This is a genomic window from Pseudoalteromonas sp. L23 (assembly GCF_021728455.1).
Taxonomy (GTDB): domain Bacteria; phylum Pseudomonadota; class Gammaproteobacteria; order Enterobacterales; family Alteromonadaceae; genus Pseudoalteromonas.
On record NZ_JAKKCW010000009.1, the window covers coordinates 135,007 to 151,999 of the forward strand.

At 37.6% G+C, this 16,993-nt stretch carries 13 protein-coding genes; 12 read left to right on the forward strand and 1 reads right to left on the reverse strand.

What is annotated here, in order from left to right; all coding sequences use genetic code 11:
* Positions 1-188: 188 nt before the first annotated feature.
* Genes L3V43_RS15635 through L3V43_RS15690 form a run of 12 tightly spaced genes read left to right on the forward strand, consistent with a single transcriptional unit; the run spans position 189 to position 14,387 of the window.
* Positions 189-2,126 (forward strand): thiamine pyrophosphate-dependent enzyme, encoded by a 1,938-nt coding sequence (locus L3V43_RS15635; RefSeq protein WP_237116897.1) that lies wholly within the window; start codon positions 189-191, stop codon positions 2,124-2,126.
* The gene (locus tag L3V43_RS15640; protein ID WP_237116896.1) at positions 2,123-3,220 is read left to right on the forward strand and encodes a hypothetical protein; all 1,098 of its coding nucleotides are present in this window, start codon (positions 2,123-2,125) and stop codon (positions 3,218-3,220) included. Before L3V43_RS15635 ends, L3V43_RS15640 begins: the two co-directional genes overlap by 4 nt.
* The gene (locus tag L3V43_RS15645; RefSeq protein ID WP_237116895.1) at positions 3,217-4,701 is read left to right on the forward strand and encodes a CDP-glycerol glycerophosphotransferase family protein; all 1,485 of its coding nucleotides are present in this window, start codon (positions 3,217-3,219) and stop codon (positions 4,699-4,701) included. The genes L3V43_RS15640 and L3V43_RS15645 overlap by 4 nt, the downstream gene beginning before the upstream one ends.
* A gap of 26 nt (positions 4,702-4,727) precedes the next feature.
* A complete protein-coding gene (locus tag L3V43_RS15650) occupies positions 4,728-6,266 on the forward strand; it encodes a CDP-glycerol glycerophosphotransferase family protein (protein WP_237116944.1) in 1,539 nt (512 codons plus the stop codon).
* Complete coding sequence (locus tag L3V43_RS15655; RefSeq protein ID WP_237116894.1) at positions 6,263-6,775, forward strand: adenylyl-sulfate kinase; 513 nt, start codon at positions 6,263-6,265, stop codon at positions 6,773-6,775. The genes L3V43_RS15650 and L3V43_RS15655 overlap by 4 nt, the downstream gene beginning before the upstream one ends.
* Positions 6,768-9,086: a PEP-utilizing enzyme gene (locus tag L3V43_RS15660; RefSeq protein WP_237116893.1), complete on the forward strand. Its 2,319-nt coding sequence runs from the start codon at positions 6,768-6,770 to the stop codon at positions 9,084-9,086. Before L3V43_RS15655 ends, L3V43_RS15660 begins: the two co-directional genes overlap by 8 nt.
* On the forward strand, positions 9,083-9,706 hold the full coding sequence (locus L3V43_RS15665; protein ID WP_237116892.1) for a gamma-glutamyl-gamma-aminobutyrate hydrolase family protein: 624 nt from the start codon (positions 9,083-9,085) through the stop codon (positions 9,704-9,706). The genes L3V43_RS15660 and L3V43_RS15665 overlap by 4 nt, the downstream gene beginning before the upstream one ends.
* A 43-nt stretch (positions 9,707-9,749) precedes the next feature.
* A complete protein-coding gene (locus L3V43_RS15670) occupies positions 9,750-10,427 on the forward strand; it encodes a hypothetical protein (protein ID WP_323054430.1) in 678 nt (225 codons plus the stop codon).
* Entirely contained in the window at positions 10,420-11,400 is a 981-nt protein-coding gene (locus L3V43_RS15675; protein WP_237116890.1) for a glycosyltransferase, read from the forward strand. The genes L3V43_RS15670 and L3V43_RS15675 overlap by 8 nt, the downstream gene beginning before the upstream one ends.
* 4 nt (positions 11,401-11,404) lie before the next feature.
* The gene (locus tag L3V43_RS15680; protein WP_237116889.1) at positions 11,405-12,433 is read left to right on the forward strand and encodes an SDR family oxidoreductase; all 1,029 of its coding nucleotides are present in this window, start codon (positions 11,405-11,407) and stop codon (positions 12,431-12,433) included.
* A gap of 10 nt (positions 12,434-12,443) precedes the next feature.
* Complete coding sequence (gene rfbA, locus L3V43_RS15685; protein WP_237116888.1) at positions 12,444-13,307, forward strand: glucose-1-phosphate thymidylyltransferase RfbA; 864 nt, start codon at positions 12,444-12,446, stop codon at positions 13,305-13,307.
* Positions 13,308-13,316: 9 nt separating this feature from the next.
* Positions 13,317-14,387: a DegT/DnrJ/EryC1/StrS family aminotransferase gene (locus L3V43_RS15690; protein WP_237116887.1), complete on the forward strand. Its 1,071-nt coding sequence runs from the start codon at positions 13,317-13,319 to the stop codon at positions 14,385-14,387.
* A 521-nt stretch (positions 14,388-14,908) separates the two neighbouring features.
* Here L3V43_RS15690 and L3V43_RS15695 read toward each other — a convergent pair.
* Entirely contained in the window at positions 14,909-16,993 is a 2,085-nt protein-coding gene (locus L3V43_RS15695) for a 6-hydroxymethylpterin diphosphokinase MptE-like protein (RefSeq protein WP_237116886.1), read from the reverse strand.

Genomic DNA, 16,993 nt, shown 5'->3' on the forward strand with positions numbered 1-16,993 from the left:
TACAAAGATAGAAGTTAACCTTTTCTTTTATAATTTGACTCTTGCACCCATACCAAGCAAAAAGTGCACCAACCATTTAATATTCTACGTGTAAGAATAGGACAACGCCACCAAACTATTGAAAGGTTGGCACTATGAGGTTATTCATTTAAGATAATAAAGTTGAATATGTAATTGTAATTTAAGGCATGAATAACATAACTCAAAATATTGACACGTTAATGTCTCAAGCTTTGCTTATACGCAAAGCTGAACAACATCTATTGAAGTTATTTGAAAAGGGTGAAATCAATGGAACAATTCACACGTGCATCGGTCAAGAACTAATCGGAGTTACAATTGCAAATTTCGCGTTTGAGCAAGGTGATTTTTTGGTTTCCAATCATCGAGGTCACGGGCACTTCTTAAGCTGTTACCCAGAGCTGCTTAGCCACTTCTTTGCTGAGTTACTTAGCAAGCAATCTTCAATCTGTGGTGGCCATGGCGGAAGCCAACATCTATATACAAAAGGCTTTCTCAGTAATGGAATACTTGGCAGCACCGCACCAATAGCCAGCGGTATAGCTTATGCAAAGAAGCACAGTAACTCTGGAAATATTGTTACTCTCTTTTTAGGGGATGGAGCATTTGGAGAGGGGGTAATTTACGAAGCCATGAACCTTGCGGCGGTGTATGAATTACCTCTTTATATAATTTGTGAGTCAAATAAAATTTCACAGTCAACCGAAACAAAATCAGTGCAACGTGGCTCCTTGATCGAGAGAGCGAAAGGGTGTGGACTTACTACATTTGAAAGTTCGATGAACGATTTGCAAAAGCATATAGACACCACAAAAGAAGCGGCTACATTAGCTAGAGCTAACAGGACAGTTTTTCATTTAGTACACACGCAAAGACTTCACTCGCACTCCAAAGGAGATGATACCCGTAATACTGAAGAATTAGAAAGGTTATGGAGTAATGATGCTCTCTCAAACTGGTTAGATTCAATACCTACAAGTCGCAGAACACAGTTAGAGATAGATCTTCAAGAACAAATAAACCAAGCACACAGAGAAGCAACTCAACTACCTCCCGCGACAATAGATTACTTTGACGAGACTCAAATTGAGCCTTCATTACCTGCTCTACATCTAGTTGCCCCCCCCACTACACCATTGAGTAAAAGGCTAAACAACACTCTGAATTGTCTCTTAAAAAAAGACAAGAAATTATTGATCTTTGGCGAAGATGTAGAGTCTCCCTATGGTGGAGCATTTAAGATTACTGAAGGATTATCATTGGAGCACCCTGAGCAAGTCTGGAATACGCCAATCAGTGAATCTGCTATCACAGGAAAAGCTATCGGCTTGGCTATGGGAGGTTACAAACCCATAGTAGAAATTATGTTTGCCGACTTTTTGACACTAACGCTAGATCAATTACTAAACAGCGCCAGCAAATTCTCCGCAATGTTTCACCTTGACAATGACCTCCCATTTCTCATCAGGACACCGAGTGGCGGTAGACGAGGCTATGGGGCGACACACAGCCAAAGTCTAGAAAAACACTTTTTAGGAATTCCCAATTTAAAAGTGGCTGCTATTAACTATTTGCTGGACGAAAAGACATTACAAGAAATATACACTCCATGTTGTCCGACTCTAGTAATAGAAAACAAGTCTGATTACTCTAAGCCGATTAAAAATTTATCAGCCTTTAACAGACTTTTTTGTGAAAGCTCACATAGTTTGGTAATCAGACCCAAATGTCCAGCAAGGGTGACATTATTATGTTATGGAGGGATGCTATCCTATGCAGAAGAAGCAGCTGCTCAACTACTGTTTAATTATGAAATAGCAGTTGAAATAGTTTGCCCAATTCAACTGTTCCCTTTTAATGATCAGAGATTGACTGAATCCGTAAACAGAACGGGTAAACTATTGTGCGTTGAAGAAGGTACGAGCTTTGCCAATTTCTCATCGCAATGCATCGCACAGCTACACGCCAATGGTATAGTGTTTAGTAGTAAAATGTTGTCTGCTCGCGGTAATATAATTTCCAGCGCTCTTCATATAGAGTTAGCTCAATTACCAAACGATAAGGATATTATCTCGGAAATATTAAACTGGAACCATGTACCATGAAAAATTCGGAAATACTTGTAGAGCGCAATGCTGCAAACGATGATCAAGTAAAAGTAATTGAACTGCTTACTAACCAGCACGAGTTTGTTAATGAAAATCAGCCCATAGCACTATTAGAAGGTTCAAAAGCAATTTTCGAGCTAATCTCACCAAATTCGGGCTATATAAACCTGCTCTTTTCTGAGAATGACTTTGTAAAAGTTGGAGCAGTATTTGCTGAAGTCGCTCCTAATACCGGTAAATTCATACTGCAGAAGAAACAATCAAGCACATCACACAAAATGTCTCCTCCTGATAACTTCACGCTACCTGCATATGAGTTGTTGAAACAATGTAACCTTGACATTGAACTCTTTAAACACTTTGAGCTTGTCACTACCGAAGTTATAAAGACTTATCAATTAGAGCTGTTAGATCAGAAAATTGACGCGAGCAAACAAAAACTGACAGCAAGTATTAAAGACCAGCGTGTGATTATTGCTGGGGCGGGCAGAGCAGCAAATCAACTTTTGAGTGTTTTTAATACATACCCAAACACAACGATAATTGGTTTCGTAGATGATACTGATGAAAAGCAAAACACTACGCATTTGGGTTATCCTATTCTAGGTAAAGTATCTGAGCTGAAGCAAATTGCCCATCAATACAAAGCCAATGCTTTAATATGTAGCATTGGAGATGTAGAAGCTAGAAAACGTTTTGTAGAGCTTGCTTGCGAGCTTGAAATTCCTTTAGCTAATGCCATTCATCCTAGTGTAGTCGTAGATGGAAATCTTCAAATTGGGGGCGGCAATTATATTGGTCCAAATACCTTCATAGGAGTCAATGCTTCTATTGGTTATGGTAACTTTATCAGCTCCAACACAGTAATAGAACACGACTGTACAATTGGCAACTGCATCAGTGCTGGACCCTCTATATCTCTATCGGGTAGCGTTACGATTGCAACAGGTTGTGTTTTAGGCTCTGGTATTGTTGTTGAGCCATATAATCACATTGGTTTTGGCTGTAAAATAGCGTCTGGATGCATAATTACGCAATCGATAAAAGCAAATAGCTCCTTAAAAATGAAAACTAACTATACTCTATCATGAATTACGAAGTATATATTATTGGAGCGGGTAGCTTCGCAAAAAAGCTGGCTATAACACTGACAAAGTTTCCAATTAGCCTCAAAGGATTCATTGATGAATTTGCGCAAGGGAAGCTAATGAGCTTGCCAGTTTATAAAGCTTGTCAGGTAGTAACAAAAAAAGATACGATTTTTTTGAGTGCAATTTCGAACTCAGAATATACACTAAACGCAATTAACAGATTAAAGAAAAGAGGTATATCTCGATCACAAATAATCCCTCTATACTACGACTCATGTGCAGTGTATCTTGAAGCAACATTGAGCAATGACTTTGCGACAAATATAGTAAAGTTAGCCAACTGCAAAGGTCAGTTTGAAAATTATGAAGCAGATACCAGCCCAAAGCCGCTTAACTCTGACCTGCTCAGTGTTCGACTACTTAGCAGAGGCTCACTATTCTTATCCCATTTAAAGCCGGTGCTGAATGCCTTAGACGCTCATGGGGTAAAGTATGAAATCGCTTCAGATAGATTTAACTCCCACTTTCGCGAGCAGAAGATCGCAAGCCAAGAAATGATGTTGAAAACTAGTAGCCCCTTGGTTTTAACCTCGCAATTTTTCGACATCTCTCCCAGTCTCACTGTACGACTCACGTTTCTACACGCTATTTATGACTCAATGATGTTTCGAGAGTCTATATTTGATACTATTGATAATCCAAAACATCACTATATCGCGATGCCTACTGAGGCATGTATGTCATTTTTCGCACAAAAGCTTGAACAAAAAAAGCTGCGTAACAAGGTCACGTTGATTCCTTTAGGTTACCCTAAATTAGATAGGAGCATACGCGAATATCACAAGTACCAACGGTCTGCATCAAGCAACCAAATCATTATTTATGCCCCTACTCAGTCTTTAACCCCTAGCCCGGAAACACCCGAGGGCTATAGTATATATCACGCTTACGAGTTTCTCCTGACGCTAATAGATAAACTTCCTAATCATAAGTTAGTGATTCAACCTCACCCCGATGATCTGGTTTTGCTCAATGAGTCAGCAGAAACAGAAGCAACTATAGAAATGAAAAAGCTGATAAGGCTAACAGAAGAACATCCGAGAGTTTCTCTCATCGATAGTAGCCAACCTCAATTAGAACTATTTGCAAAAAGCCAATTTTTAATTTCAGATACATCTTCAACAGCCTACACATATGCCTTCACCACACTAAAACCTGTGCTATTCTTATCTCCTAATGAAAAAGTACTGAGTAGTAAGTGGTCCCACCTTTACTATATTAAAGATAGAAAAAAAATAGGTGTAGTTTGTAGTAATAGAAGTGAGATTGATGATGTAATTGTTAAGTTGACAAGCAATGCTAAATATTATGAAAAAGAGATAGGCTCCTTGAGACAAAATAGAGTTTATAACTTATTTGACTCTGAGAAACACTTACCTGAACTCATTTCATTTTTAATTGATAAATCAAAGAATAATTAAAACAGGGGTTAAATATAGTGCAACCAATGATTGCGATTGTGGGAGCAGGCTCTTTCGGTCAAAAAACAGCTAATATTCTCATGAACAACTCGGTGAAATTTAAGCTATTCGATAGACAGAAAAAAAAACCATATAGAGACCATAATATTAATAGCTTCGATAAAATAAATCCGAGCGAAATATCCACAATATTGATTGCCGTTTCCATCGAGCCATACTTAAGCGAAATTTATCAAGAGCTAATACAGATTGGTCTTGATGAAAACAGGATTTTACCATTAGTCTATGACTCAGCCGCTGTCATGCTAGATACCATGTTTGAAATAGACAAAGAACGAGTTTTAAATACTTTAGAAAAAAACCTATCCAACTTTGCTGAGTTCGAAAACTCTTTTTTTAATGATAGGAATAGTAAGATCGCTTCGTTAAATAATAAAAGTAGAACAAATGTCGGGTTCTATTTTTTAGGGCGGGCTGGTGGTTTTAGACAGCATGCTGGAAGTTTACCAAAACGCCTAGAGGAAAATTATAATGTAACTGTTTTTAGTGACGAGCCCCCTAGCAAACTTGAAAATAAAGACAATTATATACTCATGAGTCAAGAGAGCATGCAATCACAGGAATATAGCGAACTTGCGATTACAACGCACTTTTATCCTTGCAGTCCCGCTCAAACGACCAAGCTCACTTTGATGCATATGGCATATGACTTTTTGTTATTTGGTGATCATGTAGCTGACATTATTCAACAGGCAGAAAATCATTATATATTTCTCGCCTCACAGCCCAGTTTAGAGCTACATAAAAGGTTATGCTTGGAAGCCAACTTAACAAATAATGTCGTTTTGATACCTGGCGGTTATCCAAAGCATGACCAAAACTTAATTAAATATGAAAAAATAAAAGACGAGTTTGAATCTAAAGCTATAATTTATGCACCGACACTTTCCTCATTTTTCACATCAGAAAATTCTAAATATACATATTCTATAATTCAAGCACTAGATTTTGTACCCAAAATACTAGAGCATTTTACTGATAGGTTTTTAATATTTAGACCTCACCCAGAAGATCTTGACTTGGTATCTTCAGGAATCGAAACTAAAAGGGCAATTGCATTTAAAGAATTAATAAAAATATGCCATCAACACCCTCGGTGTATATTAGATAGTAACAAATCTAATTATATTGAAAGTTTTGCTAAGTCAGCAGTGATGATTTCTGATACTTCAGCTATCGCGTTTTCATATTTTTTGACCACTGGAAAGCCTGTAATCTTTTTCTCTCCTGATCAAAAGTCCTTAAAAAAGAACTTGTCTCATATAAAGTACATTCAAGATAGGGAAAAAATAGGTTACTGTGTCGAAGGTTCAGAAGAGCTACTTTTGAAGTTAGATGAACTACTAAACAAAGAAAACCACAAACCTCATAGTAAAGATGGAATAATTTTTAATGAAGGACGCTCTGAAGATTATCTACTCGAAAATATGGATTACATTATAACTGGTAAAAAACACCCAGATTGGTGGTACCTAAAAGATTATATAAGAGGCGATAAAAAATGATAATTTGGGTTACAGGTTTACCCGGATCGGGAAAAACCACTTTTGCTTCTGAGTTGAGTAAGATGCTAAAGAATAATGGAGTAACACCAGTAACCTTGGATGGTGATGAGTTAAGACAAGCATTAAACAACTTCTCATACGACTCTACAGATAGACTGGCTCTTGCAAAAACTTATTCAAAGCTGGCAAAACTAATGAGCGACCAAGGTCATGTCGTTATCGTTGCTACCGTGTCATTATTTAATGAAGTACAGCTTTGGAATAGAAAAAATAATAATTGTTATATTGAAGTATTGATTAGCCCTAGCTTTGACACATTAAAAGGAAGGAACCAAAAAGGATTGTATGATAATTACGACTCACTGGACGCAATTATTAAATGCAAAAAAATGTCTTCCGAGTTCCCAGATAAACCTGACTTTATTATTCAAGATGATACAAAAAACAGTTTGAAAGATAATATAAAAGCTGTCTATAAAGAAATTAAAAAAAGAACGAACAATGTCTAACTTTAAATTTGAAAATAAAGCACTTACTCTTCAATCTCTTCAAGGAAAACTTGAAAGTGCTACTATTCTACCAATTGAGATTATAAGTTGGTCTCATTTTAATTCGATGAGTGAAACCGAGTTAAAAGAAAAGTTAAAATGGCTTGGAGATGACCTGATTATTCGAAGTTCATGCTCTGCTGAAGATAACCATCAGCAGTCAAATGCAGGGGCTTTTTTAAGTGCTTTTGTTAGCCTTGAATCAAGCTTTAAAACGGAAATAGAAAAGGTATTTCTTAGCTACAAAGATTTTTTAGGTGACAGTGAAGTTGTTTTGATCCAGCCAAAGCTCACGGATATAAAACACTGCGGAGTTTTGTTTAGTAAAGTCGCTGATTCTGGAGCCCCGTATTACATAGTTGAGGACGATGCTTCAGGCGAGAATGATCTTGTAACATCCGGAAAAGGTCTCGTAGACACATATTATATAAGAAGAAACGCTAGTTATTCTGATGGACAAGAATTTTATGTACCAATAGTAAAGCTAGCAAAAGAGCTAGAAGATAAATTTAAAAGTGAACACCTAGATATTGAATATGCCATAGATAAAAAAAATAATATATGGTTACTTCAAGTCAGGCCACTGCTCGTACATAGCAACACCTCGATAAATCCAAGCAAGGTCGAACAGGCAATTTCGAAGGCAAAAAGTCACTTTATTAATTTATCATCACCTTCACCTTTAATTCACGGCAAGAAGTCCATTTTCGGCATTATGCCAGATTGGAATCCAGCAGAAATAATAGGTGTCAGACCAAAGCCACTTTCTTTAAGTCTATACAAAGAGCTAGTGACAGACTCGACTTGGGCATATCAAAGGGACAACTATGGTTATAAAAACTTAAGAAGCTTCCCTTTATTAATAGATTTCTTCGGTCTTCCCTATATTGATGTCCGAGTTAGCTTTAACTCATTTTTACCAAAAAATTTGCCAAATAGTTTATGCGATAAATTGGTTGAACATTATATTACGCAGCTAGAAGCTCAACCAAACAATCATGACAAAATTGAATTTGAAATAGTCCAGAGCTGCTATACTTTTGACATCGAGGATAGACTTGGGGAAATGAAGGAAGCTGGCTTTAGTCGTTCAGAGTTATCTACACTGAAAGAGCACCTACTATCGCTGACCAATCAAATCATTAATCCAAGATCAGGACTGTGGCTTCAAGACCTTCACAAAATAGAGAAACTAAAGGAAAGACAAAAGAAAGTGCTACAAAGCATAGAATCCAAGGAGTTTAAAATATATTGGCTTTTGGAGGACTGTAAACGCTATGGGACTCTACCTTTTGCAGGTTTGGCTCGTGCTGGATTTATCGCTATTCAATTGCTGAACTCGATGGTCAACAAATCACTACTGACTCAAGAACAGGTTAACTCTTTTTTGAACTCTTTAAAAACTGTCAGTGGGCAAATGAGTGAAGATTTCAGTAAAATGCCAGTCAAAAACTTCTTGAATCAATATGGTCACTTGAGACCTGGAACATATGAAATTACCTCACCGAGGTATGACAGCGAGGACGCGGAATACTTCATTAATTCAGAAAAAGGTATCCTACATAGTAATTCAGCTGATTTTACGATCGATGATGACACATATGTAAGATTGCATGAGGCAATCGAAGAACATAACTTATCTCACAATGTAGATTCTCTATTCCACTTTATCCGCTCTGCGATAGAGGGAAGGGAATATGCCAAGTTTATTTTTTCTAAGTCCTTGAGTGACGCGTTAGAAATATTTGCAGATTTAGGAGCTGAATATGGATATTCAAGAGAATCACTGTCATACGCAAACATAGATATTATATATAAGTCGTATTCCAGCGCCGATGATTTCTCTTCGCTATTAGCAAGTTCAATAAAAGAAGGTAAGTTACGTTATCAGTTAGCAAAGCAACTCCACTTCCCTCCTCTATTGACTAGTATTATAGACTTTGATTATTTCAAGTCCCCTAAATTAAAGCCTAATTTTATCACACAGCGAAGTATTATTGCTGACACTATTTGTGAGTTAACCAAAAGTAGTTTAACCGGAAAGATAGTATTGATAAAAAGTGCTGATCCGGGCTATGACTGGATTTTCTCTCATAGAATAGCGGGATTTATCACTGCATATGGAGGTTGTAACTCACATATGGCTATCAGAGCCAATGAAATGGATATTCCGGCAGTAATAGGGGTTGGCGAAGAAAGGTTTAATGAGTTAGCCAAATCAAAAACAATTGAGATCTCATGTTCAACAGAGCAATTAAGGATCATAAAATGACATTGAGAGTTGCTTTAGTAGCGCAGCTAACTCAGGCAAAACATCAAGAAACGCATACAAGCATAGATAATAATTGGTTTAAATTATTGTCTAACTTTGATTGTTCGGTACATATATTACCCAATCATATGTTGTCAGCCAAAAAGTTACTCAAGACATTAAAACCAGATGCCTTTATCTTATCTGGAGGGGGTGATTTTACATTTGATTTTGCAAACGATCCTCGCAGTGAACTGGAACATTTTATATTAACTAATTATAAAGACACTCCAATATTAGGCGTTTGCAGAGGGATGCAGGCGATGCATACCATATCGGGTGGAGTATTAAAAAAGGTAGATGGCCATGTACAGAAGCAATACTCTATAACACTCGGATGTACTACAGTATCTCAAAATAGTTATCACGACTATGGTTTCGATTATTGTACTGAGGAATATACCCCGTTAAGCATAGCAAATGATGGAGTTATCAAAGCATTTCGACATAAAAAGTATAACTGGTTAGGCATAATGTGGCACCCAGAACGTAATAATAAGGCTCAAGACTTCAACGTAGAACTAATTAATAAGCTATTTTTTAAGGTTAATAATGAAAGTACTGACTTTAGCAGCTGGTAGAGGCTCTAGACTAGAGCACCAAACAGAAACAAAACCTAAGTGTATGACTGTCGTCCAGAACAAGCCAATCCTTTATTGGCAGCAGAAAGCTCAGGATCTCGCAGGTGTCAACATGAAAGCAGCAGTGTTGGGCTACCATGCAGAACAAATCAAACATTATTTTCAACAGACCTTTATCAACGAGCAATGGCATCAATCAAACATGGTCAGCTCATTATTAAAAGCTGATAGCATCTTTCAAAGAGAGGATGTTGTTATTTCCTACTCAGATATAGTCTATCATCCAAATGATTTACTTCTTTTATCACAGTCCGCCGGTGACATTGTGGTTGCTTATGACCCAAATTGGCTTGAGCAATGGAAGTTGCGATTTGACGACCCATTATCTGATGCAGAAACATTGAAACTTGCTGGTAACAAGATCATAGAGATTGGGTGCAAACCAAGCAACTTAGATGAAATTGAAGGCCAATTCTTAGGACTTATAAAAGTAAGCGAAGATGGTTGGAGTCATATCAAAAACTATTTAGCGAAATTGTCTTTAGCTCAGATTGCAAAACTAGATATGACAGCTCTATTACAAGCATTAGTTGAAGAAGGGGTTTCAATTGTCGCTTGTAAAGTAGCGCATCAGTGGTTTGAGATTGATTCAATCAAAGATTTAAACGCTGCAGATAAGCTAGAAAATCTTTTCGAGTGGAGCAAAGAAAATAATGGGTGAAATTGTCGTTTCAGTCGCAATTAGTTGCTACAATTTCGAGGCATATATTGAAGAGTGTATTACAAGTATATTAAGCCAACAGACACAGTTTAATTTCGAGATTATAGTTGTCGATGATGCTTCGACTGATCGATCTTCCAGTATTATTCAAAAATATGCCGATAACAATCCTATAATAACGTTTATAAAGCAATCTAAAAATCAGGGGTCGGACTCAACTAAACAACTGGCATGTAAACTTGCAAAAGGTAAATATATTGCTTTCCTTGATGGAGACGACGTAGCGCTCCCCGGTAAATTACAGAGCCAATATGATTATCTCGAAGCAAATCCTGATTGTAGTTGTTGCTATCATGATGTGAACTTGATTGATAAGAATTCAGAAAGTCTAGGAACAACATTTTTTAGTCGCTTCTACAACCGAGACTATATTCCTGAAAAAGCGACGATGGAACACTTAGTTCAGTACGGTACATTTCTAGCGGCTTCCAGCCAAATGTTTGTTAAGGATGCTTTTAAAATTAACTTACTTCCTGCAAACATAAAATATATACAGGACTTCTATTATCATATACATACATCATCCAAAGGTACTATAGGCCGAATTAACAAAGTCTTAGGGGCATATAGACAACACTCTGAAAGTTACAGCGGGCTGAATGCAAAATCAAACCAGCGCCGCCTACAGTGCTTACATGACATTCTTGCCGCGTGTGATTATGCCCTCACCTTAGGATGTGATGAGACTATAGTTAGTAAAGGTAAAATGCACTACCACTACGCTGCTGCTCTATATTTTGCCAAAAAGGGAGAACATGAGCTTTTTTCAAAGCTTATTCAGCAGTCAAGCGATGGAAAATACTTTTTTGATCTAAAGCACAAATCCATTTATGAGTTGGCACAACAAAATATCACATTGGCTTTAGAGTATATACATTCAAACATCTTCTCAAATAGTAAACAGGAGCATTAATGTTATGAAGTCTGTTTTGGTGACTGGAGCATCTGGTTACATTGGTAGTATTCTAGTTCCATGGTTACTTAACCATAACTATAAAGTGATTGCCGTGGATAGGTTTTTCTTCGGTGATAATCTCGACGATCACCCAAATTTAATTAAGCTAAAACTCGACTCACGCCAGATAACTAAAGAACAACTAAAAGGCGTATTTGCTGTTATTGACCTTGTTGCAATATCCAATGACCCAAGTGGCGATCTCTTTGAAAACATCACAATGGACATAAATTGCCATGGTCGTTTAAGGTGTGCGACACTAGCCAAAGAAGTTGGCGTTCAACGTTATATCCTGCCATCAAGCTGCAGTATATATGGATTCCAAGAAGGAATTGTTGATGAAAACTCAGAAACAAACGCTTTAACAACCTATGCGCAGGCAAATGAGCTAGCAGAAAGGCAGATTTTACCCCTATCCGATGAAAACTTCTGTGTCACGGTTATACGTCAAGCAACCATCTATGGCTATAGCCCACGCATGCGCTTTGACTTAGCTATAAATGGTATGGTCTATGGCGCATTCAGCAAGCAGATACTTCCTCTCATGCGTAACGGTAAACAATATCGTCCTATGCTGCATGTAGAAGACACAGCAGATATTATGTGCCAATTACTTCAGGCAGATGTTAAGGATATCAACGGGCAAGTCTTTAATGCTGGTTCTAACGCTCAAAACTATCAACTTAGCGAACTGGCGATTATCGTCAAAGATACATTCAAAGAACATCTAAATACTACGGTAGATATTGAAATGTATGGTGATCCTGACCATCGAAGTTACCAAGTGAACTTTGACAAAATCAAATCAACAATTGGCTGGGAACCCAAGTGGGATGCTAAGAAAGCGGTAGTTGATTTATCAACACGCCTAAATGAGAAAACGCTCACAAAAACACCTCAAAGCATCACTTTGAATTGGTATAAGCAATTGCTCATGTGGGATGATCTGTTAGAAAATATCAAGCTTGATGGCAAACTATTTAAGCTATGAGGAATAATTGATGAAAGGAATAATACTCGCTGGGGGGACCGGCTCTCGCTTATACCCGAGCACTTTAGCCATATCGAAGCAACTAATCCCGATATATGACAAACCCATGATTTATTATCCTCTTTCAGTTCTCATGCTAGCGAAGATCCAAGAGATATTAATCATCACAACAGATAATGATTTACCTTTATTCAAGCGCTTATTAGGAAATGGAGAACAATTCGGGATAAATCTAAGTTATGAGATCCAAGAAAAACCATCCGGAATAGCCGAAGCATTTATTATTGGGGCCGATTTTATCGCTGATGATAATGTAGCATTGATATTAGGAGATAATGTTTTTTGGGGTCACGGTCTAAGTCCTAAATTAGCTAATGCCGTGAAAAGAGCACATCAAGCAACAGTTTTCGCATATCAAGTCAACGATCCTTCTCGTTTTGGAGTTGTTGAGTTTGATAATGATAATAAAGCCAAATCAATAGTTGAGAAGCCTACAGAGGCCTTATCTGATTATGCTGTGACTGGATTATATTTCTACCCTAATTGTGTAACTAATATTGCAAAGGAGCTCTCCCCATCTAGTAGAGGGGAGTTAGAAATAACACCTATAAATCAAGCATTTCTAGAAAAAGACAACTTGTGTGTTGAAGTTTTAGGGCGTGGATTTACTTGGCTTGACACAGGTACTCACGATAGTCTGTTACAAGCATCACAATTTGTTGCCACGGTTGAAAAAATGCAAGGCTTTAAGGTTGCATGTTTAGAAGAGATAGCCTGGCGAAATGGTTGGCTAACCCCGTCAGAGATATTAGATAAAAACCAAAATTTGACTGAAGACTACAAGCATTACCTTCAGCAGCTTTTTTTAAATTGAGGTAACATTATGGTCTATGTTCATAAGCCCGTTTTACCAGACAGAGCAACTTTTGATGCTTACATCGATTTAATTTATGAATCTCGCTGGTTGACTAATAACGGTCCATTAGTACAACAACTGGAAAAAAAACTATCCCAACTCTTGGGCTGCCCAAACGTTATTCTTGTTTCCAGCGGAACCTCAGCACTAGAGGTTGCAATACACGCCGTAGCAGATGGTGGCGAGATTATCACTTCACCATTTTCATTTGCAGCAACATCTCAAGCAATCACGTACACAGGAAAAACACCTACTTTCGCAGATATCTGCCTAGATACTTTCAACCTTTGCCCAGCCCATGTAGAGAAGGCAATCAATGAAAATACCTCAGCAATTATGCCGGTACATGTTTATGGGAACCCTTGTAACATAGAAAAGTTTGAGGATATTTCAAGTCGTTACAATATACCAGTGATCTATGATGCCGCTCACTGTTTTGGAGTAAACTATAAAGGTCAAACTATATTTAATAGCGGGACGCTATCAGTTACTAGCTTCCATGCGACAAAATTATTTCACACAATAGAAGGTGGAGCTATTTTCACAAACGACCATACACTGGCTGAGAGAATAAGAAAAATCATTAACTTTGGCATTCAGGAGAATGGTGCTATCAGAGGGATTGGTACAAATGCAAAAATGAATGAGTTTGAAGCCGCAATGGGGTTATCCTTACTTCCTAAATTAGATCACATTCTACATAGCAGGAAATTAATATGGGATATTTACCACAAAGCGTTTAAAGATATCTTTCAATTACAATTATGGCGTACTGAAACAGATAAAAATTACGCTTACTTTCCTTTAGTATTTAAAAGTGAGCAGTCTCTGATTAATGTAATATCTGTCCTAGAACAAGAAGGAATATATCCTAGAAGGTATTTTTATCCGACTTTAGATACAATATATAATTCTAAAAGCTTGGCTAACGCCTCTTCAATTAGTAATAAAGTTTTGTGCCTTCCCATTTATCCAGATCTGCCTTTAGAGATCGTACATAGAACTATTGATTTAGTAATACAAAAAGGTGATAAGTAAGTATCATATTGTTTAATTGGAACTAAACTCAAGCGAGCGTCGTCTGGGCCTCATCTTGCTATAGAAGACGCTTAGCTCATCAATATAGTTCTTCCCCAACTCGAAGGTAAAGTACACCCAAACTCAAAACTGCTGAGCAATGCCACAATTGATAAAGCAAAAAAAGTCAGAACGTTACCAGTTAGAGAGTTCTACACCGAGCATAAACACAGAGTTTTTTATAATTACAGAAGTCAACATCGCAGACAAAACACTGTATTGTTGCCATCAGTCACAGTTCTCTGTTGGCTCGCTGCACTGCGACATGTTGTCATAGCAAAATGGGAAATTCCTAAAGAGAACCGTTCAGGTTTGATTATCTGAACATACACAGTGTGACTTTACTTCTCTGGCAATTTCAGTAATTGAAACTGCCAGTTCCAAAAGGGTAGAAACTTCGCATACTCTACACTTTTCTTTTAGCGCCACGCCATGCTTATAAGCTGTAGCTAAAATTAGCGCTCAGCCTTCCAACCTCAAACCTAATAAAACTCCCAATCACACTTATCTAATCCTTTGGTCATAAAGTGTGTGCACATTTCGTGCAAATAGCTTAACCATAGCTTATTTAGCTTTCGGTATACTTTTAGGTTTTCTTGCTCGCTTTGGTATTTATACAAGCTCGTCAACATGGGGCAATGGTAATAGAGTAATGATCCCTTTATAATATGAAATATGTGGCTAAATCGCGTATTCCTAAACGCATATAAGTAACGCTCCTGCCTTTTCAAATTATCAGCAGCTTCTTGCACTGTTGTGATGTCTTCTTCGGCTATAGAAGTAAGGTGCTCGAATGCTTCCACAATCAGCTCTTTGCCCAAAGCATCAAAATCAAGGCTGTTTAATCCCAGGTCTTCAAATTGATCTTTAATGAGATTAATAATAAAGCACTTATCTAGATCACTGTTTAGATCAATTAAATCCTCTTGTGATGTTGGAATAGTGCCTTTAATAAAAGCGCCATCGCCGATATTAAAAATATTTGCAGGTTTTAACGCAATTAAGTCTTCCAACTGACGGTGAGACATCCTATAGGTCTCATTTGTTTTCACAACACCACCAAGGTTACCTGGTAATGTGCTACCATCCGACCCTTGAGGTACATATTTAAACGATGAGTTACTATCCTTTTGGCTATATACACTGTACTTAGAATGCGTCTCGCCAGCTTGTGAACGTCCATTATCCACGCCACACAGATAAATATTCTTAAATCCAAAATGTAAAGCAAATGATAAGCCTGTATTTGCAACTAAAGGATTTGAGTACGCTGTAGTAGACAGTCCACCATGGCCTTTCATGGCTAATTGGACATTTATAAAATCTGTGCCAGCTTCATTTCCTTTTAACGAAAAACCGACCCAATCGTATAAATCCACCGTATCAGGGTAAACAGTATTCACTCCAAGTAGATTAATGTTTTTATAAACTTCCTTAGGAGCCATATCTAATACAGCCTGATAATTTCTATAAGGCCTTTCAACTAAGATATGGAAATCTGGTGTGACACCCATTTTTAGTAGAGAAGGTAGTGCAGTACCGCATGCGAAGATAATTGCCTTATGTTGATTTCGCTTGATAAAATCCTGTGCTTCATCAAGTGATGGGCCATTTCCTATTACCAATACTGGAATATCTTTAAGCGCCTCAACAGGCGCATTTTTAGCATCGTAGAAAGGCACGCCTTTTGTTACATTCAGATAGGAATGAGAAAGACCCGTCACCGCGTCGTTGTAAAAGCCGTGCCCAAATTGAAACTGAAAATAATCTTTAAAGAAGTTTGCGATACTTTCATTTATTTGTGGCAAGGGATAATGTTGATAACAGAAGCTTCTCACTATTGAAAAAGCACCAATATCTTCTGAAGTCTTTTTCAATTCACCCAATAATTCATCAGGCTTGCATCCAATATAGAAGAATAGACATCTCCCTTTTTCGTCCACATCTTCGATTATTTTTGACCAATCAATACAGAATAAGCTTGCAAAAAATAGTTTAAAGTCTGGTTCTATGATGAAAGTGTAACTAAAACTAGTGTGTTCAAGAAGCATTGGAATATGGTATCCAAGGCCAACACCGAAAATCATCGCTGTGGGGAACTCCGAAGGCAACACTTTTAGAGCCTCAGCTTCACCAGCTTCCTTAACACTGCGAAGATAAACAGCCAACTCTCTCATGAAACGAACATGAATTCGCTCATCTCTCAGATCGCCTCCACCCTTCGTATACTCAGTAAGAGTAAATGATGGATTTTTTATGGACTTTTCGACTTGGCTAGCAACTTGCTCAGATGGTGAACTAGAGTAGAACCTAGCGTTACTCCCCGGCATATCAATATTCGCAAAGCCATCTGCTTCCACATGCAAACAAAAAGTTGGTTCAACTTGGTAATCGGAAATAGCTGTTGCGATAGCTGGATAGTATTTTGAAAAACAGTTTAAGTTTTTGGTGAAACGTTGGTTTGCCTCAACAGCAAATTCAGCTTCCCTTTTAGATAAGTCCAAAGAGGCTTCAGCAATCTGTGACAACTCTTGAATTTGATTTTCTAAGGATTTTTTTTTAGTCAT